The 20798-nt window shown below is 44.1% G+C and carries 20 protein-coding genes; 14 read left to right on the top strand and 6 right to left on the bottom strand.

Features of this window, described 5'->3' with window-relative positions; translation table 11 throughout:
- Positions 1 to 158: 158 nt before the first annotated feature.
- Both PN499_RS14225 and PN499_RS14220 read left to right on the top strand, forming a co-directional pair.
- Positions 159 to 1250, top strand: a complete 1092-nt coding sequence (locus tag PN499_RS14225) for a RuBisCO accumulation factor 1 (RefSeq protein ID WP_272032624.1) — start codon at positions 159 to 161, stop codon at positions 1248 to 1250.
- A gap of 300 nt (positions 1251 to 1550) precedes the next feature.
- On the top strand, positions 1551 to 2267 hold the full coding sequence (locus PN499_RS14220; protein ID WP_272032622.1) for a DUF2786 domain-containing protein: 717 nt from the start codon (positions 1551 to 1553) through the stop codon (positions 2265 to 2267).
- A 110-nt stretch (positions 2268 to 2377) separates the two neighbouring features.
- On the opposite strand, the gene PN499_RS14215 is transcribed toward PN499_RS14220, so the two are convergent.
- Complete coding sequence (locus tag PN499_RS14215) at positions 2378 to 3484, bottom strand: DNA polymerase beta superfamily protein (protein ID WP_007357938.1); 1107 nt, start codon at positions 3482 to 3484, stop codon at positions 2378 to 2380.
- 64 nt (positions 3485 to 3548) lie between these two features.
- On the opposite strand from PN499_RS14215, the gene PN499_RS14210 reads away from it, so the two are divergent.
- Genes PN499_RS14210 through PN499_RS14200 form a run of 3 tightly spaced genes read left to right on the top strand, consistent with a single transcriptional unit; the run spans position 3549 to position 5232 of the window.
- Positions 3549 to 4361: a TIGR04255 family protein gene (locus tag PN499_RS14210; protein ID WP_272032620.1), complete on the top strand. Its 813-nt coding sequence runs from the start codon at positions 3549 to 3551 to the stop codon at positions 4359 to 4361.
- Positions 4361 to 4696: a hypothetical protein gene (locus PN499_RS14205; RefSeq protein WP_272032619.1), complete on the top strand. Its 336-nt coding sequence runs from the start codon at positions 4361 to 4363 to the stop codon at positions 4694 to 4696. The genes PN499_RS14210 and PN499_RS14205 overlap by 1 nt, the downstream gene beginning before the upstream one ends.
- On the top strand, positions 4693 to 5232 hold the full coding sequence (locus PN499_RS14200; RefSeq protein ID WP_272032617.1) for a hypothetical protein: 540 nt from the start codon (positions 4693 to 4695) through the stop codon (positions 5230 to 5232). Before PN499_RS14205 ends, PN499_RS14200 begins: the two co-directional genes overlap by 4 nt.
- Positions 5233 to 5313: 81 nt before the next feature.
- On the opposite strand, the gene PN499_RS14195 is transcribed toward PN499_RS14200, so the two are convergent.
- Complete coding sequence (locus PN499_RS14195; RefSeq protein WP_272032616.1) at positions 5314 to 6747, bottom strand: circularly permuted type 2 ATP-grasp protein; 1434 nt, start codon at positions 6745 to 6747, stop codon at positions 5314 to 5316.
- 206 nt (positions 6748 to 6953) lie between these two features.
- Between PN499_RS14195 and PN499_RS14190 the strand changes: the two genes are divergently transcribed.
- The 3 genes from PN499_RS14190 to PN499_RS14180 all read left to right on the top strand — a co-directional run bounded on the left by PN499_RS14190 (position 6954) and on the right by PN499_RS14180 (position 8626).
- A complete protein-coding gene (locus PN499_RS14190) occupies positions 6954 to 7484 on the top strand; it encodes a zinc ribbon domain-containing protein (RefSeq protein ID WP_272032637.1) in 531 nt (176 codons plus the stop codon).
- 29 nt (positions 7485 to 7513) lie between these two features.
- On the top strand, positions 7514 to 8221 hold the full coding sequence (locus PN499_RS14185) for a Uma2 family endonuclease (protein WP_272032615.1): 708 nt from the start codon (positions 7514 to 7516) through the stop codon (positions 8219 to 8221).
- A gap of 150 nt (positions 8222 to 8371) precedes the next feature.
- Positions 8372 to 8626: a DUF6737 family protein gene (locus tag PN499_RS14180; protein ID WP_272032614.1), complete on the top strand. Its 255-nt coding sequence runs from the start codon at positions 8372 to 8374 to the stop codon at positions 8624 to 8626.
- Positions 8627 to 8659: 33 nt separating this feature from the next.
- Here PN499_RS14180 and carB read toward each other — a convergent pair whose 3' ends face one another.
- A complete protein-coding gene (gene carB, locus PN499_RS14175; RefSeq protein ID WP_272032613.1) occupies positions 8660 to 11965 on the bottom strand; it encodes a carbamoyl-phosphate synthase large subunit in 3306 nt (1101 codons plus the stop codon).
- A gap of 90 nt (positions 11966 to 12055) precedes the next feature.
- Between carB and PN499_RS14170 the strand changes: the two genes are divergently transcribed.
- From PN499_RS14170 to mltA, 3 genes are read left to right on the top strand one after another with little or no spacing between them, the layout of a single operon-like run.
- Entirely contained in the window at positions 12056 to 12571 is a 516-nt protein-coding gene (locus PN499_RS14170) for a GNAT family N-acetyltransferase (RefSeq protein WP_272032612.1), read from the top strand.
- 46 nt (positions 12572 to 12617) lie between these two features.
- Complete coding sequence (locus tag PN499_RS14165; protein ID WP_272032611.1) at positions 12618 to 12881, top strand: hypothetical protein; 264 nt, start codon at positions 12618 to 12620, stop codon at positions 12879 to 12881.
- A 35-nt stretch (positions 12882 to 12916) separates the two neighbouring features.
- Positions 12917 to 14101 carry a murein transglycosylase A gene (gene mltA, locus PN499_RS14160; RefSeq protein WP_272032610.1) on the top strand — a complete coding sequence of 395 codons (1185 nt, stop codon included), beginning with the start codon at positions 12917 to 12919 and terminating at the stop codon, positions 14099 to 14101.
- Between the two features lie 157 nt (positions 14102 to 14258).
- On the opposite strand, the gene PN499_RS14155 is transcribed toward mltA, so the two are convergent.
- Positions 14259 to 15272: an RpnC/YadD family protein gene (locus PN499_RS14155; RefSeq protein WP_272032636.1), complete on the bottom strand. Its 1014-nt coding sequence runs from the start codon at positions 15270 to 15272 to the stop codon at positions 14259 to 14261.
- Between the two features lie 185 nt (positions 15273 to 15457).
- Here PN499_RS14155 and PN499_RS14150 point away from each other — a divergent pair, with 185 nt between their 5' ends.
- From PN499_RS14150 to PN499_RS14140, 3 genes are all read left to right on the top strand, one after another.
- Entirely contained in the window at positions 15458 to 15979 is a 522-nt protein-coding gene (locus PN499_RS14150) for a hypothetical protein (RefSeq protein ID WP_272032609.1), read from the top strand.
- A 1-nt stretch (position 15980) separates the two neighbouring features.
- Positions 15981 to 16967 (top strand): tetratricopeptide repeat protein, encoded by a 987-nt coding sequence (locus tag PN499_RS14145; RefSeq protein ID WP_272032607.1) that lies wholly within the window; start codon positions 15981 to 15983, stop codon positions 16965 to 16967.
- A gap of 130 nt (positions 16968 to 17097) precedes the next feature.
- A complete protein-coding gene (locus PN499_RS14140) occupies positions 17098 to 19203 on the top strand; it encodes a tetratricopeptide repeat protein (RefSeq protein WP_272032606.1) in 2106 nt (701 codons plus the stop codon).
- Between the two features lie 22 nt (positions 19204 to 19225).
- Here the strand turns inward: PN499_RS14140 and PN499_RS14135 are convergent, their stop codons facing one another.
- Entirely contained in the window at positions 19226 to 19381 is a 156-nt protein-coding gene (locus tag PN499_RS14135; protein ID WP_272032605.1) for a hypothetical protein, read from the bottom strand.
- A 219-nt stretch (positions 19382 to 19600) separates the two neighbouring features.
- Positions 19601 to 20707, bottom strand: coding sequence for an alkene reductase (locus PN499_RS14130; protein WP_272032604.1), 1107 nt, complete (start codon positions 20705 to 20707; stop codon positions 19601 to 19603).
- Positions 20708 to 20798 lie beyond the last annotated feature (91 nt).

Below are 20798 nucleotides of genomic sequence, written 5' to 3'. Positions count from 1 at the left end.
TTGGGTATAAACTTGATTGTCTGGTTGACGCGATCGCCTGCCAACTAAAACAGGGAGTGCAACTTCTGAATTGTTGTTTCCCAGTCTTTAAGGGAGGCTTTCTCAGATTGTACGTTTGCACAATAACAACTACCTATCGCTGAATTTGTAATTCGATTATGACTCAAACACCTCAAGACTTACCGAATTCGGGCCCTCAATCTTCTAGCAATGCTGTGGATGTGGAAAATTTAGTGCGATCGCTCCGCCGCAAGGAGGGCAGTTGGGTAGAATGGGGACAGGCTTGCGCGACATTGCTCAAAGCTGGCTACAGTTCTAATCAGATTTTTGAACAAACGGGGTTTGAGCCGGTGCAGCAAAATCAGGTCAGCGTTGCCGCTCAAGTTTATACCAGTTTAGTAAATGCAGATGCCACTGAGGAAGTGCGATCGCACTTTTGGCGCAAGGGTAGCGATATTTTGTACGAGTTTCGGATTCTCACCCAAAACGAACGAGTTGCTGCTGCTACCTTGGTACTATCTCACAACCTGGATGCTGACGACGCGCACGAAATCGCCAAAGCTGTTAAGGAATTTTCGCGCATTCGGCCGCCAGCAGGATTTACCAATGCTGCGGGGGACGCAGTTGCTTACCAGTGTTGGAAATTGGCAAGGGAGAAGAGCGATCTGCAAGAGCGATCGCGCCTGATCGCACGCGGTTTAAAATTAGCCGCAAGTCCCACTGCGCGTCAACAAATCGAACAACTACTCACTGATTTTACCGTAGTTCCGAAGCGTACCGCCCCCCGATTGCCAGTCTATCGCGTCGAAGAAGAGGAAGATTTACCTCGGATCGTACCTGTTGCAGGTCAAATGCCGATCGCCACTACAGACTGGCAAGCAGTTCCCCTAACTGAGGAAACAGGGCCCTTTCAACTGATCAAATTTTCCGGTACTGGCGCTTGGATAACCGTCCCTGGTTGGCAAGTGATTAGGAAAGCAGAAGATCCCGTAGCTCTTTTGGCCAATAGCGATCGCTTTCCCACACCCTTACAAGGCAAACCTGAAGAAGTATTAATTATCGCCGACCGCGCTCAAAGGCAGTGGGATGCTGATAGTTATTTTCTCACAGATAGCAACGGCAATTTAGAATTACAGTGGTTTGAAGAATCTCCCGATATCAAGCTTTTAGCGAAAGTTATTCTAGTGATGCGTCCGAAAAGAATTATTGAGGAAGATTCCGTTAAGGATGGATGGTCTATTGATGAATAAATTGTTAATTGTTAACTGTTAACTGTTAATTGTTAATTGTTAATTGTTAATTGTTAATTGTTAATTGTTAATTGTTAATTGTTAATTGTTAACTGTTCATGGCTCCAGAAACCGGGTTTTTGAGAGAATCTGTGGTAAAAACGAAGTATTTTCGTCAAAAAACCCGGTTTCTTTGGTTGTGCGTAAGTCCTGAATTAGCAATTAGCCATTAGCCATTAGCAATTAGCCATTAGCAATTAGCAATTAGCCATTAGCAATTAGCCATTAGCCATTAGCCATTACCCATTAGCCATTAGCAAAATGACCGACAAAAGTACGCTTGATAAAATCAAAAAACTATTGTCTCTCGCAACTTCTTCTAACGAGAACGAAGCGACAGCCGCCGCAGAAAAAGCATCTCTACTATTAGCACAATACAATCTCAGCTTAGCTGATTTAGGTACTTCAGAGCAAGAAAAAATAATTCAAAACTCTGTCGAAACAACGCCTCGTTATGTCACTTGGAAAATGACATTACTCTCTGGAATTGCTGAAGCTAATGGCTGCGAAGCAATGCGAAATAGTTATACCGGCTATATGTTTTTAGTGGGAACACCTACTAATATCGCAGCGTGTCAATACCTTTATGAATACTTAGCTCAAGCCATTGAGCGGCGTGCTAAATATCGCAAAGGAAATGGTCGGGGATTGGCTTATCTAAATGCTTTTCGAGTGGGGTGTGCGACGCGGTTAAGCCAAAGGCTATTAATCCAAAAAGAAGAACTAAAAAATTCAGGAATTCCTGGTTCAGGAGATGTAGCAGCGACTCCAGCTATTGTAGTCAGATCGATGTTTGAGAAAAATCAGCAAGATATTAGCAACTATTTAGAACAGCAGGGTGTAAAAGTTAAAGTTCGTTCTGGTTCTCAAATTAGCAGCGAATCTGGCTTTTATTCTGGCTATCAAGTCGGCGACCAAATTAGTTTGCACAAACAAGTTAAATCTGAAGGTTCTTTTAAGCAATTAAATGAAGGATAAAAATCAAGGAAGAAGGAAAAATAATTATAAAGAATTAGTAAGTTATGCTTTCTTTACTTCTTCCTTCTCTCCTAGATAACTAAATCCTTCTTCCTTCTTCCTTCTTCCTTCTACTTAAAACCAGCCATTTCTACCAACTCAACGCAAACTTCGTTAAGAAATTCTTTATCCACATTTTCTGGTAGAGAAGATTTGATGGTTTTGATTTCTTCAAAAAGTGAGCTAGCGATTTCTTTCACTTCTTCATAAGTAACATCTCCATTTCTGATAGAAAGCAAATATCCGCTATCTCCTACTTTTTTGCGATTAACATTCAGTTCCCCATCTCTCAGGATTTCTATCCCCATCCGCAACAAACGAATGCAATGGGAAGTATGTTTTGAATCATAGCCACATTTGCTCTCTAAAGCTTTTCTATCTACATTTCTTTCGACATTCCACTTTTTGTAAGCTTCCCATTCACCGAGAGCCTGACGATAAGCTTGAGAGATGTGCAGTAACCTAATAAAATCATTGGTAGCTCTCGTATATTGTTGAACTTGTGGCAGTAATTCCTCTGGAATTGGTCGCTGTTTGAGGATACCTTTATAGTCAATTTTTTCAAGCAGCAAATTTCTCAATTCTTCTGACGGCTCTAGAAATTCGATGCAGTCACGAACTAGCATATACAGAAATTCCAGAAAAGCATTAATTTCTGTCTTATTTAATGGCTTATAATTCTCGTCATCTAGTCCGAAATCTTGAGGGACAGGTTTTCTCGGCGGAGGATTTAGCAACCATTTTCGATGATTTTCCACCCGTTTGATTTGAGCGTAAGCGTAGCCAGCAAAAGATGTTCTAACTTTTTGAGACAAGAAAGCGGAGCGATAAGAAATTAGCTTTTCACCCGCCGGAGACAGATAGGCGTAAAATTCTCTATCCATCCAAATAGTTTCTAAAATGTTGGGATTATTGTTACCAACTAGGGATAAAAACTTTCTGAGTTCGTAGATTGTACAGTCTTTGACAGTATCGAGCATGGGATACAAACCCGTTCCTGGTTCTACATCCCAGCCTGTATCTTTCTGCTCGAAAGTTTTAAATCCAAGGTAGTATTCTTTGGGAGCGATAAATACGCCTTTATAGTCAAAATCAGACTGTGGTGTAGAAGTCCCATAGGCTTGACTTCCTACTAAAGCTAGTAATATTAATCTGGATTCTACAGTAATTCTATCCATTGGTTGCTCTGTGCGATCGCGCTAAGTAGGTTTATCTGTTAAGTTCGCTTATAAACAGACGCAGGTGTTCTGCTATACTACGATTGTAGTATATGATGGTGCGATCGCGTCGCCAGTTATTCGTAATACAATCACTGGTATGGAGCTACGAAAACACTACTCACAACCACCGATCGCCGAAGCAGTGATTGACGTGCGGGTTGATCTTCCTGATGAAGTGACACTCGAAACCTTGACACGACTGCATTCTAACATAGAGGTTGACTACCCTATACGTCAGGAACTATTGATTGCCCACGGGCAAATGGTGGTAGGGGCTAGTGTTGAGGCTACAGCAAGTCAATACCAGATAGGTTCTGGGTTTGTGAGCAGTGACCAAAAGCAGAGCTTTCAGGCTCGCATGGATGGCTTCAGTTTCATTAGGCTTGCTCCCTACGACTGTTGGGAAACATTCAGAGATGAAGCAAAGCGACTTTGGAACATTTATCGGTCAGTCGCCAAGCCAAAAGCCATTACTAAGTTAGCAGTTAGATACATTAATCGGCTGGATTTACCTTTACCATTTGATGATTTTAAAGACTACCTGCGGACTGTACCGGAAGTTTCACCGGACTTGCCTGAAGGTCTAAGTGGCTATTTCATGCAACTACAAATTCCCCAAGAAAAGCTCAAGGGAATGCTCGTACTCAATGAGGCGATAATTCCTCCACCTAAGTCAGATGTGGTTTCTGTTCTCTTGGACATCGACCTATTTCGAGAGATCGATATACCAAATGATGAAGCGGTGATTTGGGATTTTTTGGAACAACTACATAACCGAACAGATCAAGTTTTTGAAGCTTGTATCACTGATAAAATGAGGGAGTTGATTAACTGATGCCAGCAATTTGCTTAGAACCTCCTAACGGAATTAAAAAAGCTCCGCGAGTATTAGTACCAGAATCAAGAGTTACACCAGAACTGCAAAGCCCAGAAAGGCAAAAAGTTGCTGAGGTAACTGAAAAGATTTTGTGGGATTTAACAGCTATTGATGGAGTTTTAGAGCAGTGGGAAAATATTAAAGTTATTGAGCAAGAATTGATAGATACTGCGGAAGATACTAGCGAATTCACTTACCGCCCAGTGCCTCCAAATCGTTCTTTTACCGTCCGTATGCGTTGTCAGTTCAAAGGGCGTGGAGAACCTCGGAAGTATCCACTAGACGACGAATGAGTATAGAACCTTTTTGGGTGGAAGTAAATGAGCCAGCAATTAGGCAGGGTGATTACTTGCCGAGATGTCTTGTGCCTTGGCCAGTCTTCGATCCCACTACTTTTGCTGAAAATAATGAAATCCAAGATGTTAATGTAGAAGTGAGAGAATTAGATCTAATTATTTTGACACAAAGTTGTGACCTTGAGAACAAAAAAGTACGTTTAGTTACATTAAGCCCCATTTATTCGCTCACGGAGTTTGAGAGAATTAATCCAGCATTTACTAAAAAGGGAAAATGGGAAGAGGTTCGCAGAGGTAGACTAGAAGCCTTGTATCTGCTGGCATCACCAATCGATCCAGGTAACAACCGAGACGCTTTAGTTGTCGATTTCGGTGAAATATATAGTTTGCCTTATGAATATGTCGAGAAATATGCAACTAAATTAGGTCAGCGTTGGCGACTGAAATCACCTTTTTTGGAACATTTTTCTCAAGCCTTTGCTCGTTGCTTTATGCGGGTAGGTTTACCATCTGCAATTCCTCCTTTTAAATGAGAATTAACTTTAGTATTTCTAAAAAAACTAGAAGTGTAAACTAAGGCTAGTTTTCAGCTAGCCCCTACAGAATTTAAATGTCTACTGACACAAAACCCAAGTATCCTTACTCCCGCCACCCTGAGAAGAGTTTACCACAAGCGATCCACGCTTCAAAGCCACACGAGTTAAGCCACCTGGATGCACATAAATATCTTGACCATAGAGAATATAAGGTCGCAAATCTACGTGACAACCTTCAAAATCCTCGCCAATAATAGTAGGAACTCGCGATAAACAAAGGGTGGGTTGGGCAATATAATTCCGGGGATTTTCCCGAATCCTATGAGCAAAATCTTCCCTTTGTTCAGGAGTAGAATGCGTCCCTACTAACATCCCATAGCCGCCAGATTCATTTGCTGCTTTCACTACAAGCTTATCTAGATTTGCCACCACATATTCTAATTGCTCCTCTTCCCAACAAACATAAGTTGGGACATTTGACAACATTTGTTCCTCTCCCAAGTAATACTTAATTATTTGCGGAACATAAGCATAGATAACCTTATCATCTGCAACTCCCGTACCCAAAGCATTAGCAAGAGCAACGCGACCGTTACGATAAACTTCCATTAATCCCGGCACTCCTAACATTGAGGTAGAACGGAAAGCCAAGGGGTCAATAAAGTCATCATCAATGCGGCGATAAATCACATCTACTCGCTGCAAACCTTTAGTAGTTCGCATTTGCACGTAGCCGTCAGCTACTACTAAATCTCGACCTTCAACTAACTCAACTCCCATCTGTTGTGCGAGAAATGAATGCTCAAAATAAGCAGAGTTGTAAATGCCGGGAGTCAGCACTACTACGTTGGGATTTTGTAGGTTTGAAGGTGCTAAATTTAGGAGAGTTTCTAACAAATGACTGGGATAATCATCCACAGGTTGAATGCCCAATCTGGCGAACACTTGGGGAAAAGTGCTTTTCATGACGCGGCGGTTTTCCAAAACGTAGGAAATGCCGGAAGGACAGCGCATATTATCTTCAAGGACATACCATTTCCCATCTTTATCGCGCACTAAATCTGTGCCTGTAATATGACACCAAATTCCGCCTGGTGGTTTCAATCCGATGCAAGGTTTGAGATAACCTGTAGCCGACTCGATTAAATCGGCGGGAATGATACCATCTTTGATAATTTTCTGTTCGCCGTAAATATCTGTTAGGAATAGATTTAGGGCGTGAATTCTCTGCTTAAGTCCTTGTTCTATCCAACTCCATTCGGAGGCTGAAACAATGCGTGGAATTACATCAAACGGGAATATTTGCTCTGTCCCTTTATTGTTACCATAAACATTGAAAGTTGCTCCCAACTTCACTAAGGCATTTTGTGCGGCCTGCTGTCGCCGTTGGAGCTCCCCTTCAGTTAGAGAGTGAATTCTTTCTATTAAAAGTGTAGCTTCCGGGCGGGGTTGTCCAATAGCTGCAAAGAGTTCATCATAGAAGTCACCCGGATCGTAAGAATCAAACCGCATGGTATTTATCCTAATTACTTTTCTGTTGTACTAGCGATCCCACTTTTGGGGTTTTGCAGCTTTTTGTAGCATAAACTACTGATATCTGCAAACCCTAATTTGAAGTAATTAATCGCTTTTCTCTAAATTGATAATATACATAAATGGGCTTCGCAGGTAATGCGCGATCGCCTACAATATTAATTAAACAATCAGACCTTAAAATCATGGCTTATTTATGCGACCTGGGTAGAGGTCAAAAGCTTTACATTGAAAATCCGGGAATGCAGACTGTCATTACCTTATCGAATAGCGGCCCCGGCCAACAGCAACAAGCAAGCAGTAGTTTTCAGACGGGTAGGTGGGTGATGCCGCCAACGGCATTTAGCACTGCATCGGGGATAGTTTTGCGGTTGGAATCGCAGTCAGGGCCGCAATTTGTGATGGTACAAGGTAATGGGATGAGTGTTTTAAGTGCGATGCCAGAGTTGAGTGAAGGGGAGGCGATCGCACTTGTGCAGGTGACTATGGAAGCGGGGCCTAATGATAATACTATGCGGCCGATGACACCGATGAAACCAATGGAACCCATGAAGCCGATGACACCGATGAAGATGAACCCCATGCAGATGCAGATGGGTAATATGTCAATGCAGATGGGGACGCAGGGAGTTTCTGGAAAGCGTTTTTGTCCGCAATGTGGCGCGGCTGTGGGAGAAAGCGATCGCTTTTGTTCGAGTTGCGGTCATAATTTGTGATTATTAGATTTTAAATGGGAGTTATTTATATGCCATCACCTTTGGAGATTCCCACGAATCAAAACTCCGGCAAAACATCAATTGAAGTGCTGCCTTTAGAAAATGGCGATCGCTTGACTCGGCCTGAATTTGAGCGGCGTTATCATGCAATGCCAGAACTAAAAAAAGCTGAATTAATTGAGGGAGTAGTATACATGGGTTCGCCAGTTCGGATTGATAGACATGGCAGACAACACGCTCAAATTATGACTTGGTTGGGTAATTATTGGGCCGCAACCCCAGCAGTTGATTTGGCTGACAATGCCACTACTCGCCTAGATTTGGAGAATGAACCACAGCCAGATGCACTATTACGAATAGCATCAGGTGGCAATTCATCTATTAGTGAGGATGGCTATGTAGAGGGTGCTCCTGAATTAGTTGTGGAAATATCGGCTAGCACTGCATCTTACGATTCCCATGATAAGTTAAGGATGTACCGCCGCAATGGAGTACAGGAGTATTTGGTCTGGAAGATTTATAATAATAGAATTGATTGGTTTCAACTAAATGAAGGTGAATATATTCTGTTAGAACCGGATGCCACCGGAATAATTAGGAGTCAGGTTTTCCCTGGTTTGTGGTTAGCAGTATCAGCAATGTTAGAGGGGAATTTAGCTGAGGTTTTGGCTGTGTTACAGCAGGGTTTAGCGAGTGCAGAACATGGAGATTTTGTTGAGAAATTAAGAGGCAGTTAATATTTTCAGGACTTACGCACGTTGAGGTCAGAAACCGGGTTTCTTCATAGATATCTAGTCGAATCTTTGATTTTTCAGAGAAACCCGGTTTCTTTGCGTAAGGCCTAATTTTTTTACCGCAAATGTACGCAAATCAATCTAAGGTTAATTATGAAAGAATCAGAAAAAAAGTCTGTTAGTGCTTGGGACTATAAGCCTTGGTGGTGCCAGCCTTGGTCAATTTTGTTAACAGGTATTACTCTAATTTCTGGCAGTTGGTTTTTGTTCAAAACCGTCTGGATAACAGTTATTGTCTCTATACCTCTATTAATATGGATGGGATTTTTCCTATTAATTTGGCCAAGACTCATGCTATCCAGCGGTCTTTTAGATTCTCATCAGGAATCTGAAATTATTGGCCGTTAACGGTTAACGGTTAACGGTTAACGGTTAACAAAATTAGAAGGAATAATCCTGAATTGCCTTCACCTCTAGCGAGTGAGACTTCAGCGAACGAATGGCGGCCGCAGTCGCTTTTGCACCAGCAATTGTGGTAATGATCGGGATTTTATAAGCCAAAGCAGTACGGCGAATGAAAATCCCATCGGCCCGCGATTCTTCACCGGAAGGAGTAGTAATAATTAGTTGGATTTTCTCATTTTTAATTGAATCCAACAAATTAGGCCGGCCTTCGTGAAGTTTCAACTCTAAACCTACCTTTACACCCTGTTCTCGCAAAACTTTGCGGGTTCCTTCCGTTGCTACTACGTTGAATCCCAATTCCAAGAACTCTTTGACAACTGGAACCACTGCAATTTTATCGCGATCGCGCATCGATACAAATACTGTTCCCGATAGTGGCAAAACCTGTCCTGCGCCTAATTGAGCTTTTGCAAAGGCTTTACCAAAATCTGTGTCAATACCCATGACTTCGCCTGTAGAGCGCATTTCAGGCCCTAACAGGGTATCAGTTCCGGGGAACTTCGCAAAGGGTAAAACCGCCTCTTTTACTGCAACGTGAACTGGGATAATTTCTTTAGTAAATCCTAAATCTACCAAAGTTTTACCAGACATCACCCGCGAGGCAATTTTGGCTAGGGGAACTCCAATTGCTTTCGATACAAAAGGTACTGTCCGAGAAGCGCGGGGATTAGCTTCGATGATGTAAACTTGTTCCCCTTGAACAGCAAATTGGATATTCATTAATCCGATCACTTTCAGGGCCTTTGCGAGTTCAACAGTCCAGCCGCGAATTGTTGCTAAAGCTGCTAGTGAAAGTGTTTGCGTAGGAATCGAACAAGCGGAGTCGCCTGAGTGAATACCCGCCTCTTCGATGTGTTCCATAATCCCGCCGATGACGACATTACCAGTAGTATCTGCGATCGCGTCTACATCTACCTCGATCGCATTCTCTAAAAACTTGTCAATCAAAATCGGGTGATCTGGTTCGACATGGACGGCAAACATCATATACCGTTCCAATTCTACATCAGAATAGACGATTTCCATTGCCCGTCCGCCTAATACATAACTCGGCCGCACTACGACAGGATAACCAATGCGTTGAGCTACTATTAAAGCATCCTCAAAACTGCGGGCCATACCGTTAGCCGCCTGTTGAATGTTCAACTCCCGCAGGATTTTCTCAAATCGTTCCCTGTCTTCCGCAGTGTCGATAGAATCAGGGGAAGTTCCCCAAATTTTTGTCTTGACTGAAGGATGGTTAGTCAGAGCTTTTTGCAGAGGAACTGCTAATTTTAGCGGTGTTTGTCCGCCAAACTGAATGATAACTCCCTCTGGATCTTCAGCTTCGATGATGTTAAGAACATCTTCTTTGGTCAAGGGTTCAAAATAGAGGCGATCGCTAGTATCGTAGTCGGTCGAAACTGTCTCTGGGTTCGAGTTAACCATGATGGTTTCAAACCCGTCATCACCCAGAGAGAAGGAAGCGTGACAACAACAATAGTCAAACTCAATCCCCTGTCCGATCCGGTTTGGCCCGCCGCCTAAAATCATCACCTTTCGCTTCTCAGAAGGCAAAACTTCCGACTCTGGAGTTAAACTTTGAGCAGCAGCAGAAATTTGCTTTTGTTCGTCGCCTAATTCCCAGATTGCCGCGCCTAATTCGTAGGTAGAATAGTAATAAGGGGTAAAGGCTTCAAACTCAGCCGCGCAGGTATCAACGGTTTTGTAAATCGGGATTACGCCTAACTTTTTGCGGTAGGTTCGGACTTCATCTTCTGTGGTTTTTTGAGCGTAAGCAATTTGGCGATCGCTAAATCCTAATTGCTTGACTTCAAACATTAAGTCTTTAGTCAACTGCTGTAGTGGCGTGCGTTTCAGGAACTTCTCGGTTTCGAGTAACTGCACAAATTTATCCAGAAACCAATGGTCAATTCCTGTAAGTTCGTAGATTTCTTCTACTGTCATCCCCATCATCATTGCGTGGCGGACAGTAAAGATTCTTTCTGGGTTTGGTGTCCGCAATCCGGCGCGAATTTGTTCTAGGGAAGGTAACTTTTCTTGTTTGTCGCAACCCCAACCGGCACGACCAGTTTCTAATCCCCGCAGTGCTTTTTGGAAGGATTCGCAAAACGTCCGCCCAATTGCCATAACTTCCCCGACTGACTTCATTTGTGTAGTCAAAGTTGGTTCCGAACCGGGGAACTTTTCAAAGGCAAAGCGGGGGATTTTTGTCACCACATAATCGATAGTGGGCTCAAAGGATGCGGGTGTTTTCTTGGTGATGTCGTTAGGGATTTCATCTAGACTGTAACCTACTGCTAATTTCGCTGCCATTTTAGCAATAGGAAAGCCCGTTGCTTTCGAGGCTAAAGCAGAGGAACGGCTAACGCGAGGGTTCATTTCAATCACAATAAATTCGCCGTTAACGGGATTAACAGCAAATTGAATGTTAGACCCGCCAGTTTCTACGCCAATTTCGCGGATAATTTTAATTGAGGCATCGCGAAGGCGTTGATATTCTTTATCTGTGAGGGTTTGGGCCGGGGCGACGGTAATCGAATCTCCGGTGTGAATGCCCATCGGATCGAGGTTTTCGATGGAACAGATAATGACTACATTATCTGCTAAATCCCGCATTACTTCTAATTCGTATTCTTTCCAGCCGATTAAAGATTGTTCGATCAAAATTTGCGAAACGGGGCTAGCATCGATGCCGCCTTGGGCCATTTCTTCAAATTCTTCTTGGTTATAAGAAATGCCGCCACCTGTGCCGCCCATTGTGAAAGCAGGACGGATAATTAATGGGAAACTGCCGATTTCGTGACCGATCGCCCTGGCTTCATCGAGATTACACGCAATTCCTGAAGGGCAAACGGGAACGCCGATTCGCGCCATTGCTTCTTTAAATAGCAACCGATCTTCTGCCATTTCAATTGCTGGCAATTTCGCACCAATTAATTCAACGCCGTATTTTTCCAAAACGCCGTTTTTAGCAACGGCAACTGCTAAATTTAGTGCTGTTTGACCGCCCATTGTTGGTAAAATGGCTTGAGGTCGTTCTTTAGCGATGATTTTCTCAAGGATTTCTGGGGTTAAGGGTTCGATGTAGGTGCGTTCGGCGGTTTCTGGATCGGTCATAATGGTGGCAGGATTGGAGTTCACTAGCACCACTTGAAACCCTTCTTCTCGCAAGGCTTTGCAAGCTTGCGTGCCCGAATAGTCGAACTCGCACGCTTGGCCTATGACGATAGGGCCAGAACCAATCAGCAGTATTTTTTTTAAGTCTTGGCGGCGGGGCATAGGTTGGTATCGTTAGTTGGACAGGATTCACGCTAAGTCCAAACTATTTTAAGCCCTAGTGTCAAAACCGTGTTATGCAATACAAAGTCTATGTTATCTTTTGCTGCTGAAACAGATACGGATGTAACGGCGATTCGCGCTTTGCTGATAGCGGCTTTCGGCGGGATCGGTGAGGCGGATTTGGTAGAGGTAATCCACAATTACCCCAATTTTATCCCCGAATTGTCGCTGGTGGGCTGGGAGGATGGGGAGGCGATCGCGCATATTCTCTTTACCAGTCTCGCTATTGAAGGGCGCGATCGCACATTTCCAGCCCTCGCCCTCGCCCCCCTAGCCGTCGCCCCACAACGCCAAAGACAAGGCATTGGTAGCCAGTTGGTAGAATTTGGTTTATCAAAATGTCGCGAGTTGGGTCACGGTATTGTTGTGGTTGTAGGTGAACCCGAATATTATCAGCGTTTTGGCTTTCAGAGGGCGAGTCAATTTGGTTTGACTCCTTCCTTGGAATTACCCGATGAGGTGTTTATGGTGGCGGAACTTTATCCCGACGCTTTGAAGGATGTTAGCGGTGTAGTACGCTATCCAGCATATTTTGATGGAGTTTGAGGGTTAAGATGTAAAATCATTCTAAATTCTAAAATCTAAAATCAGTATGGCCAGAGCTCCTAATGAATTTGTTGTCCACTTGATGCTAGAAGGCGGCCACCAGCAAGAGGTGCGTTTCGCCACGCTGCAAGATTTTCAGAAGTGGTACAGCGGGGTGATTGTACCCAAATTTGACTCTAAAGAATTTGTTAATGTCCCGATGAAAAATCGGGAAAATGAGTATATGGTGGTTCGCCCTGCTAGCGTGATGGCGATTCGTGTGGAACCTGTTTATAGTTCTAGGCCTGATTTTTCAGACGTAGACGAATAAGGCAAAATCTCTCTAACTTAGGTCGAATACTACTTATGCCTTATTCTATATTCTCTCTGGGCCGCCTGTTCGCTTGTGGCTGTCTGTTTCCTATTGCTTTATCTTTGGCGGTTGTTGCTGATGTCCCGCCGCTACAACGGATGACTCCAGATCGGTTGGATGTTGTTAGCGGGTCGGATATTTTAGGTTTAGATGGTCAAATTTGGGGCGAGGCGGGTAAACCGGGAGATAAGCGATCGCTTCTAACTGCGATTGATTACAGTTTAGCCTATTTGCAATCGCCGAAGGCTGCTGCTGCTTATCAGAAGTATGCGATCGCAGGTATTACGCGCGATCGCGTTCGTCTTTCTTTACAACGTTTTCGCCAATTAGTTGTTAGTTCTAATTCTCCTGCACAATTACAAGCATCTGTCAAGCGAGAATTTGTATTTTATCAAGCTGCCGGCAAAGATGGCAAGGGAACTGTGGGTTTTACGGGCTATTTTGAGCCAATTTACCGCGCTTCGCGGGAACCGACGGCGGAATATCGCTATCCCCTTTATCGCTTACCTCCTAATTTAGCCTCTTGGCCGAAACCGCACCCGACGCGGTTACAGTTAGAAGGGGCGGATGGTTTGGGCGCAACGCAATTGCGAGGGTTAGAATTAGTTTGGTTGCGCGATCGCTTTCAAGCTTTTTTAGTTCACGTTCAAGGTTCTGCCAGGTTGCAATTAACTGATGGCAATGTGATGACTGTTGGTTATGCTAGCAAAACCGATCGCCCTTACACTGGCGTAGGGAGAGAGTTAGTTAAAGATGGAAAATTTACTTTAGAAGAGTTGACTTTAATTAGGCTTACTCAATATTTTCAACAATTTCCTGGGGATATGAATAAGTATTTACCCCGCAATGAAAGTTTTGTGTTTTTTAGAGAAACAAACGGTGCGCCGGCGACGGGTAGTTTAGGTTTACCCGTAACTCCTGAACGTTCGATTGCTACGGATAAATCTTTGATGCCTCATGGTGCTTTAGCCTTGATTAATACTCGGCTTCCCTATCAGAATCAAGAGGGTAAATTAGACCAGATTGCTGTTAGTAGATATGTGTTAGATCAGGATACGGGGGGAGCGATTAAAGGGCCTGGGAGAGTGGATGTTTTTATGGGGACGGGGGATAGGGCGGGGGATAGGGCGGGGTTAATTAATGCTACTGGGGAGTTATATTATTTGATTTTGAAGTAATGTAATTAGAAACCGGGTTTCTTAGAAAAATCTTCATAAGTAAACTATAAATCTACAAAGAAACCCGGTTTCTGGCGAGACGTGCGTAAGTTATGAAGATATAATCCCAAGTATTGATTCCCATGCTACCAGCCATTAGCCATTAGCAGATATACCTCTACCTTTCTCCATTTTCTGTTAAGAGTCTTACTGCCTGTTGTAGTCCTGCTTCATCCACTGTTAGCAGGGATATTTCCAGTAAGACCTTAGTAAATTCCGCCACAGGTATAGTAGATACTGAAGAGAGAAGTGCTGCTATTTCCTGGGGAAGTTCTCCGAATCTTTCTCGCAGAAAATTTGCTAAAATTAAGCGTTGTTGTTCTTGTCTTCCTTGTTCGATACCTTGTTCAATACCTTGTTCGATACCTTGCTGTAGTCCTTGTTCGATTCCTTGTTCGATTCCTTGTTGAATACCCTGCTGTTTAGCAAGTTGCAATTGTTCTTGAAAAAGTGGTGCGATCGCCATAATTAACTCCCGATCTTCTGTGTCTAATTGCTGTTCGCTATCGGTTACTAAGTTCGATTGTAACCGATATAATAATTCTAGCGCATTAATTCGCATCGGGTCATCCAATGCGAGGCTGCTCAACTGTGCGATCGCTCGCTGTTGTACTCTATCCCTACCCAAAATTCTCAACCATAGCGTTTGGGGAGTTTCTGGCAAGGCGTGAATCGCGACAATAGCGGTTCGCAAATATTCCCCTAAAAAATAAATTCCCTGCATCCAATTATCGTTGTCGGGTGTGGCATTAAACCCATCTAACAATACTTTTGATGCTGTGGGGGTGAGTATCCACAGTTTGGGCATTTCTGCTTCTTCGCAGCGGGTATTTTGTCTTCTAGCTAGTCGTTCTAATTCGCCTCGGACATCCCATAATTTACTCAGACAACTACAAACTTCGCTGACGCTTACTGGGTTGCGAAATGGCTCAAAAATTGCCGTTGCTGTTGCCATTCTTCCCAAGATTCCCAGGGTTTCTACATATTCTGGGGTAACGGTAGTGGGGGTAAAGTAAACATCTATTTCGCGGACTTCGGAAGTGACATCACGACCAATATTAACAGTGCCTATTGGTGACAGCATTTCTGCCAAGTATTCTTTGGCAAAGCGATCGTGAATAAATCGCGTCATGGCATCAATATATCTTTGATTTTTATTCTCGGAGCTTACCATATTCTTTATGCAATCTTAAGGTACGTAGTCGATGCTCTAGCCCTCCCCTCAGCGCTGAAGCGCAACAACGTACCGAAAATTGGGATGGTTTCGATCTAATATTATAGTATAATCAAAGTTATTACACGGTCAGAGTGCGACAAATGCTAAACAAAATTTGGCAATATATCAAGCGATTATTTCAACAACTACTGATTATTTTTCCCTTATTTCCCCAGGAGAATAGCAGCCGTCGCACTTCTGTAGCGCCACCGCGTCTCACCCGGACTGATGCGGAATATGAAGCGATATTTATGCAACTATTAGAAGAGGTGGATCGGGGTACTAGCAGCGGGAATGTGGCTGGGTTTTTGATGGTGAAAGGTGTTAAGGAGACGGAGTTGGCGGCTTGGTTGCGGCAGTTTGGTGAGAGGTTGTTAGCAATTGATAACCCATCTATTATATCGCATCAGGAATTGGCGCGGCGGTTGCTGTTGTTGAGTGAAATTCGCGGCGGGGAATTGGGAGGTGTGGCGGGGGAATTTGGCAGGAGAGTTTTAGCTAAGTTTCCGCTGCCAATTGTTGAGGAAGATTGGCGGGGGAAGGTGATTGAGGCGGTGTTTGTTGGGGATGGTTTGGGAAGAGAAATTAACGGCAAAGGTGCAGAGGACGCAGAGGGAAATTAACATGGTTAATCAAAAGGCTGAGGAGTGGTTTAGTCGGGGATATTTGCAATATGAAAAAGGGGATTTTGAAGGTGCGATCGCCTTTTACAAGAAAGCCATTGGCATCCAACCTGACTTCTACAAAGTTTGGTATAACTGGGGTGAGGCGTTGTATGAATTAGGGCAATTTAAAGAAGCGATCGCTGCTTACGACAAAGGGATTGAATTTAAGCCAGACTTGTACCAAGCTTGGTATAGCCGAGGTAATGTGCTGTATCGCTTACGGCGATTGGGAGAAGCGATCGCCTCTTTTGACAAAGCTTTAGCCATTCAACCAGATTACCACGAAGCTTGGTATAACCGGGGCGTTGCACTGGGAAAATTAGGAGATTTTGAAGACGCGATCGCCTCTTTTGACAAAGCTTTAGCCATTCAAGCAGACTACCACGAAGCTTGGTATAACCGGGGCGTGGCACTGGGAAAATTAGGGCGATTTGAAGGCGCGATCGCTTCTTACGACAAAGCTTTAGTTATTAAACCAGACTACCACGAAGCTTGGTATAACCGGGGCATGGCACTGGGAAAATTAGGGCAATTTGAAGGCGCGATCGCTTCCTACGACAAAGCGATTGAATTTAAGTTAGACAAGCACGAAGCTTGGAATAATCGGGGTATTGCGCTGAAAAACTTAGGGCGATTTGAAGACGCGATCGCCTCTTACGATCGAGCGATTGAATTGAAAATCGACAAGCACGAAGCTTGGATAAATAGGGGGATTGCGCTGAAAAGCTTAGAGCGATTTGAGGACGCGATCGCCTCTTTTGACAAAGCCTTAGCTATTAAACCGGATTACCAGGAAGCTTGGCATAACCGGGGTGTTGCACTGAGACAGTTAGGAGACTTAGAAGGTGCGATCGCGTCTTTTGACAAAGCCTTAGCTATTAAACCGGATTATCAGGAAGCTTGGCATAACCGGAGTATGGCAATTAGTGAATTATCTGAGCGATAAAACACCTATTTTTCGAGTAAAATCTCGGAGGAGGATTGGCGGCGGAAGGTGATTGAGGCGGTGTTTGTTGGGGATGGTTTCGGAGGAAATATTAATCGTAAAGTTGTAGAAGGCGTAGAGGGAATTTAAGATGCTTAATCAAGATGCTAAGACTTGGCTTGATAGGGGAAATGAGCAGTATGAGAGAGGGGATTTTGAAGGTGCGATCGCCTCTTACAACAAAGCGATTGAAATCAAACCTGACAAGCACGTAACTTGGAATAACCGGGGTGTGGCGCTGTTTAACTTAGGGCGAAATGAAGAAGCGATCGCCTCGTTAGACAAAGCGATTGAATTCAAACCTGACGACTACGATGCTTGGTATAACCGGGGTAATATGCTGGGACACTTAGGGCGATTTGAAGATGCGATCGCCTCATTAGACAAAGCGATTGAATTCAAACCTGACAAACACCAAGCTTGGAATAGCCGGGGTAATGCGCTGAGACACTTAGGGCGATTTGAAGATGCGATCGCCTCTTGCGACAAAGCTATTGAAATCAAACCTGACTACCACGAAGCTTGGAAGAACCGGGCTGAGGCGCTGTATAACTTGGGGCGATATGAAGAAGCGCTCGCCTCTTGCGACAAAGCTATTGAAATCAAACCTGACTACCACGAAGCTTGGCATTACCGGGGTTTGGCGCGGTATAACTCATGGCGATCGCTTCTTCAGATCCCCTCTTTCGACCTTGACGACGACTCTCTTTGGGATGACGGGGCTGTGGCGCTGGATAACTTACGGCGAAATGAAGAAGCGCTCGCCTCTTTCGACAAAGCTATTGAAATCAAACCTGACTACCACGAAGCTTGGAAGAACCGGGCTGTGGCGCTGGATGACTTAGGGCGATATGAAGAAGCGATCGCCTCTTGCGACAAAGCTATTGAAATCAAACCTGACTACCACGAAGCTTGGAAGAACCGGGCTGAGGCGCTGGATAAATTAGGGCGATATGAAGAAGCGATCGCCTCATTAGACAAAGCTATTGAAATCAAACCTGACAAGCACGAAGCTTGGTATAACCGGGGTTTGGCGCTGGATGACTTCGGGCTATATGAAGAAGTGCTCGCCTCATTAGACAAAGCTATTGAAATCAAACCGGACTACCACGAAGCTTGGCATTACCGGGGTTTTACGCTGCATAACTTAGGGCGAATTGAAGAAGCGATCGCCTCATTAGACAAAATTATTGAAATCAAACCTGACTACCAGGAAGCTTGGCATTACCGGGGTTGGGCGCTGGCTAACTTAGGGCGATATGAAGAAGCGATCGCCTCTTACGACAAAGCTATTGAAATCAGACTTGACGACGACTGTCTTTGGGATGACCGGGCTGAGGCGCTGGATAAATTAGGGCGATATGAAGAAGCGATCGCCTCTTTCGACAAAGCTACAACACAACCACCTCCAGATTTAGACTGGATTAAAACAATTGCAAAAATTGGCAATTCTAGTGACGGTATTGCCTTTGAGAAATTATGCCGTAAAAGTTTGATCGAGCTAGGTTTTGGAAATTCTAACAGCAACCCAAAAGCTAGTTTAGATCCAGAATTAACCGGTGGCCCTGGCGGATTAGATTTCTACTGTGAAACTCCCTATCAAGTAGTGGGAGAATGTAAAGCCACTAAAAGTGAAGCTGTAGCTGATGGAACACCAGCGCAACTTATCAAGTTAGGACACAAGCATCTTCAGGAAAAATACAAATCCTGTATTAAGATAATTATGGCTGCTGGTCAGTTAAATAAAGATGCTAAGCAAACTGCTATCGGAAACCACATCAACGTAATTCGTCCTGAAACATTGCAAAAGCTAGTTGAACTTAAAGCTAAACACCCAGGCTCGATTAATTTATTAGAGCTAAAAGCGTGTTTAGAGCAACAGCTATTTGGTGAAGATGCTGATGCAAAACTTAATGCTTACATTAACAAAATATTAGAGGAAATTAAGTTGCGATCGCACATTATTTCAATTCTGAAACAGTATTTAGAAAATACTGGGCATGAAAGAATCAGTGTTGAGGCTCTCTTCGGTGCTTATGGAATGTATAAGCCACCTAAGAAGTGGTCTCGCGAAGACTTGCACGAAATTTTAATAGAACTTTCGTCACCATTAACAGGTTACTTAGGACGAATTAAAGGAGAGAGTTTAGAGCGCGATAGCTTTTATTTCCTCCGGGATTTGATAATAGATGAATAAATTTAATAAATTTTAGTTCAACTCAAGTAAAGCCACCCGCAAATGCTGAAAAATTCTTTTCCCCAAATGCAGCTTTTTGGTTAAGTATCGGCATCGGATTAGTCCCACTTATTCCCTTCTTAATTTTCAAAATTTCCCGCCGATTCCGCCCCCGTTCATAATAATTTTGCCACCTCATACTTAACCCGCCGGAGGTTAAAACCCCCGTCTAATAGCGAAAGTCGGTTAAAACCGACTGAAGATCAAAAAGTTTTTAGTCCTCTTCAGAGGACTTTCTCTATAAGACAGGGGTTTTAACCCCTGGCTGGCTGGCGGCGATCGCAACTTGTAAAGCAGGCATTCCCTACTAATATTCGATTAAAGACCGAAATTGTCCCAGGGAATGCCCACCCTACAACTAACTAGCAGTCTGTAACTGGAGAGTAGGATAATCAATGTAACCCTTCTCATCACCCCCATAGAAAGTAGAGCGATCGTAAGGATTTAAAGGCACATTCAAAGCAAACCTTTCCGCTAAATCAGGATTAGAAATATACCATCTGCCAAAAGCAATCAAATCCGCATCTCCCCTCGCGATCGCAGCATCAGCCAATTCCCGATTATAGCCCCCCGCCGAAACGATCGTTCCCTGGAAAATAGAACGGAAATAGGCCGTGTTTAACTTCGCCTTCTCCTCAGCCACACCCTCATAAGCTCTCGGTTCCACCAAGTGCAAATAAGCCAGCCCAAAACGGTTCAAAGCATTAACAACGTAAGTAAACAAAGCTTTAGGATTAGAATCGTTCATACCGTTAAAAGTACCGCCAGGTGACAGGCGCACACCCACTCGATCGGCACCCCAAACACTCGTCACTGCTTCCACTACTTCCAACAGTAAACGGCTGCGATTCTCGATCGAGCCGCCGTAAGCATCTTGACGATGGTTAGCATTATCTTGAAGAAACTGATCGAGCAAATAGCCATTAGCGCTGTGGATTTCTACCCCATCAAAACCCGCCGCGATCGCATTTTGGGCAGCACTACGATATAGCTCCACAATCCCAGGAATTTCATCAATTTCTAAAGCGCGGGGCGTAACATAAGGCTTAGGCCCAGAATAAGTAGAAGCTTCCCCTTCAGGCGCGATCGCACTTGGCGCTACCGGCAAAGCTCCCTCCGGCTGTAAGTCAGGATGCGAAATCCGCCCAACGTGCCACAATTGTATGAAAATGTGACCCCCGTGACTATGCACAGCCTCCGTTACCAGTCGCCAACCTTCCACCTGCTCAGACGAGTAAATCCCCGGTGTTTGAGGATAACCCAAGCCTTCAGGAGCAATTTGCGAAGCTTCCGTAATTATTAATCCCGCACCCGCCCGCTGAGTATAATAAGTTACATTCATCTTACCGGGTACATTACCCGCACCCGCCCGGTTGCGAGTTAAGGGAGCCATAACCAGTCGGTTAGGCAAAGAATAAGGGCCAACTTGAACAGGCGAAAGAACGTTTTTCTCAGTAGCAGCCATAGTATCCTCTGTGAAAGAGCAATATCGATCGAGTAATTACAGACAGACAGGCAATCCCAAATCCGGCTTTACTACCCCCTTTATTGTCATT

The sequence above is a fragment of the Kamptonema animale CS-326 genome (assembly GCF_028330895.1).
GTDB lineage: Bacteria > Cyanobacteriota > Cyanobacteriia > Cyanobacteriales > Microcoleaceae > Kamptonema > Kamptonema formosum.
The sequence above is the reverse complement of the archived record's forward strand: the minus strand, read 5'-3'. Positions and strand labels throughout refer to the sequence as shown.

What these genes read in the sequence shown, in the direction of transcription:
- PN499_RS14225 (WP_272032624.1), top strand. Translation starts at nt 159, where the DNA reads ATGACTCAAACACCTCAAGACTTACCGAATTCGGGCCCTCAATCTTCT.
- PN499_RS14220 (WP_272032622.1), top strand. Translation starts at nt 1,551, where the DNA reads ATGACCGACAAAAGTACGCTTGATAAAATCAAAAAACTATTGTCTCTC.
- PN499_RS14215 (WP_007357938.1), bottom strand. Translation starts at nt 3,484, where the DNA reads ATGGATAGAATTACTGTAGAATCCAGATTAATATTACTAGCTTTAGTA.
- PN499_RS14205 (WP_272032619.1), top strand. Translation starts at nt 4,361, where the DNA reads ATGCCAGCAATTTGCTTAGAACCTCCTAACGGAATTAAAAAAGCTCCG.
- PN499_RS14200 (WP_272032617.1), top strand. Translation starts at nt 4,693, where the DNA reads ATGAGTATAGAACCTTTTTGGGTGGAAGTAAATGAGCCAGCAATTAGG.
- PN499_RS14195 (WP_272032616.1), bottom strand. Translation starts at nt 6,747, where the DNA reads ATGCGGTTTGATTCTTACGATCCGGGTGACTTCTATGATGAACTCTTT.
- PN499_RS14190 (WP_272032637.1), top strand. Translation starts at nt 6,954, where the DNA reads ATGGCTTATTTATGCGACCTGGGTAGAGGTCAAAAGCTTTACATTGAA.
- PN499_RS14185 (WP_272032615.1), top strand. Translation starts at nt 7,514, where the DNA reads ATGCCATCACCTTTGGAGATTCCCACGAATCAAAACTCCGGCAAAACA.
- PN499_RS14180 (WP_272032614.1), top strand. Translation starts at nt 8,372, where the DNA reads ATGAAAGAATCAGAAAAAAAGTCTGTTAGTGCTTGGGACTATAAGCCT.
- carB (WP_272032613.1), bottom strand. Translation starts at nt 11,965, where the DNA reads ATGCCCCGCCGCCAAGACTTAAAAAAAATACTGCTGATTGGTTCTGGC.
- PN499_RS14170 (WP_272032612.1), top strand. Translation starts at nt 12,056, where the DNA reads ATGTTATCTTTTGCTGCTGAAACAGATACGGATGTAACGGCGATTCGC.
- PN499_RS14165 (WP_272032611.1), top strand. Translation starts at nt 12,618, where the DNA reads ATGGCCAGAGCTCCTAATGAATTTGTTGTCCACTTGATGCTAGAAGGC.
- mltA (WP_272032610.1), top strand. Translation starts at nt 12,917, where the DNA reads ATGCCTTATTCTATATTCTCTCTGGGCCGCCTGTTCGCTTGTGGCTGT.
- PN499_RS14155 (WP_272032636.1), bottom strand. Translation starts at nt 15,272, where the DNA reads ATGACGCGATTTATTCACGATCGCTTTGCCAAAGAATACTTGGCAGAA.
- PN499_RS14150 (WP_272032609.1), top strand. Translation starts at nt 15,458, where the DNA reads ATGCTAAACAAAATTTGGCAATATATCAAGCGATTATTTCAACAACTA.
- PN499_RS14145 (WP_272032607.1), top strand. Translation starts at nt 15,981, where the DNA reads ATGGTTAATCAAAAGGCTGAGGAGTGGTTTAGTCGGGGATATTTGCAA.
- PN499_RS14140 (WP_272032606.1), top strand. Translation starts at nt 17,098, where the DNA reads ATGCTTAATCAAGATGCTAAGACTTGGCTTGATAGGGGAAATGAGCAG.
- PN499_RS14135 (WP_272032605.1), bottom strand. Translation starts at nt 19,381, where the DNA reads ATGAGGTGGCAAAATTATTATGAACGGGGGCGGAATCGGCGGGAAATT.
- PN499_RS14130 (WP_272032604.1), bottom strand. Translation starts at nt 20,707, where the DNA reads ATGGCTGCTACTGAGAAAAACGTTCTTTCGCCTGTTCAAGTTGGCCCT.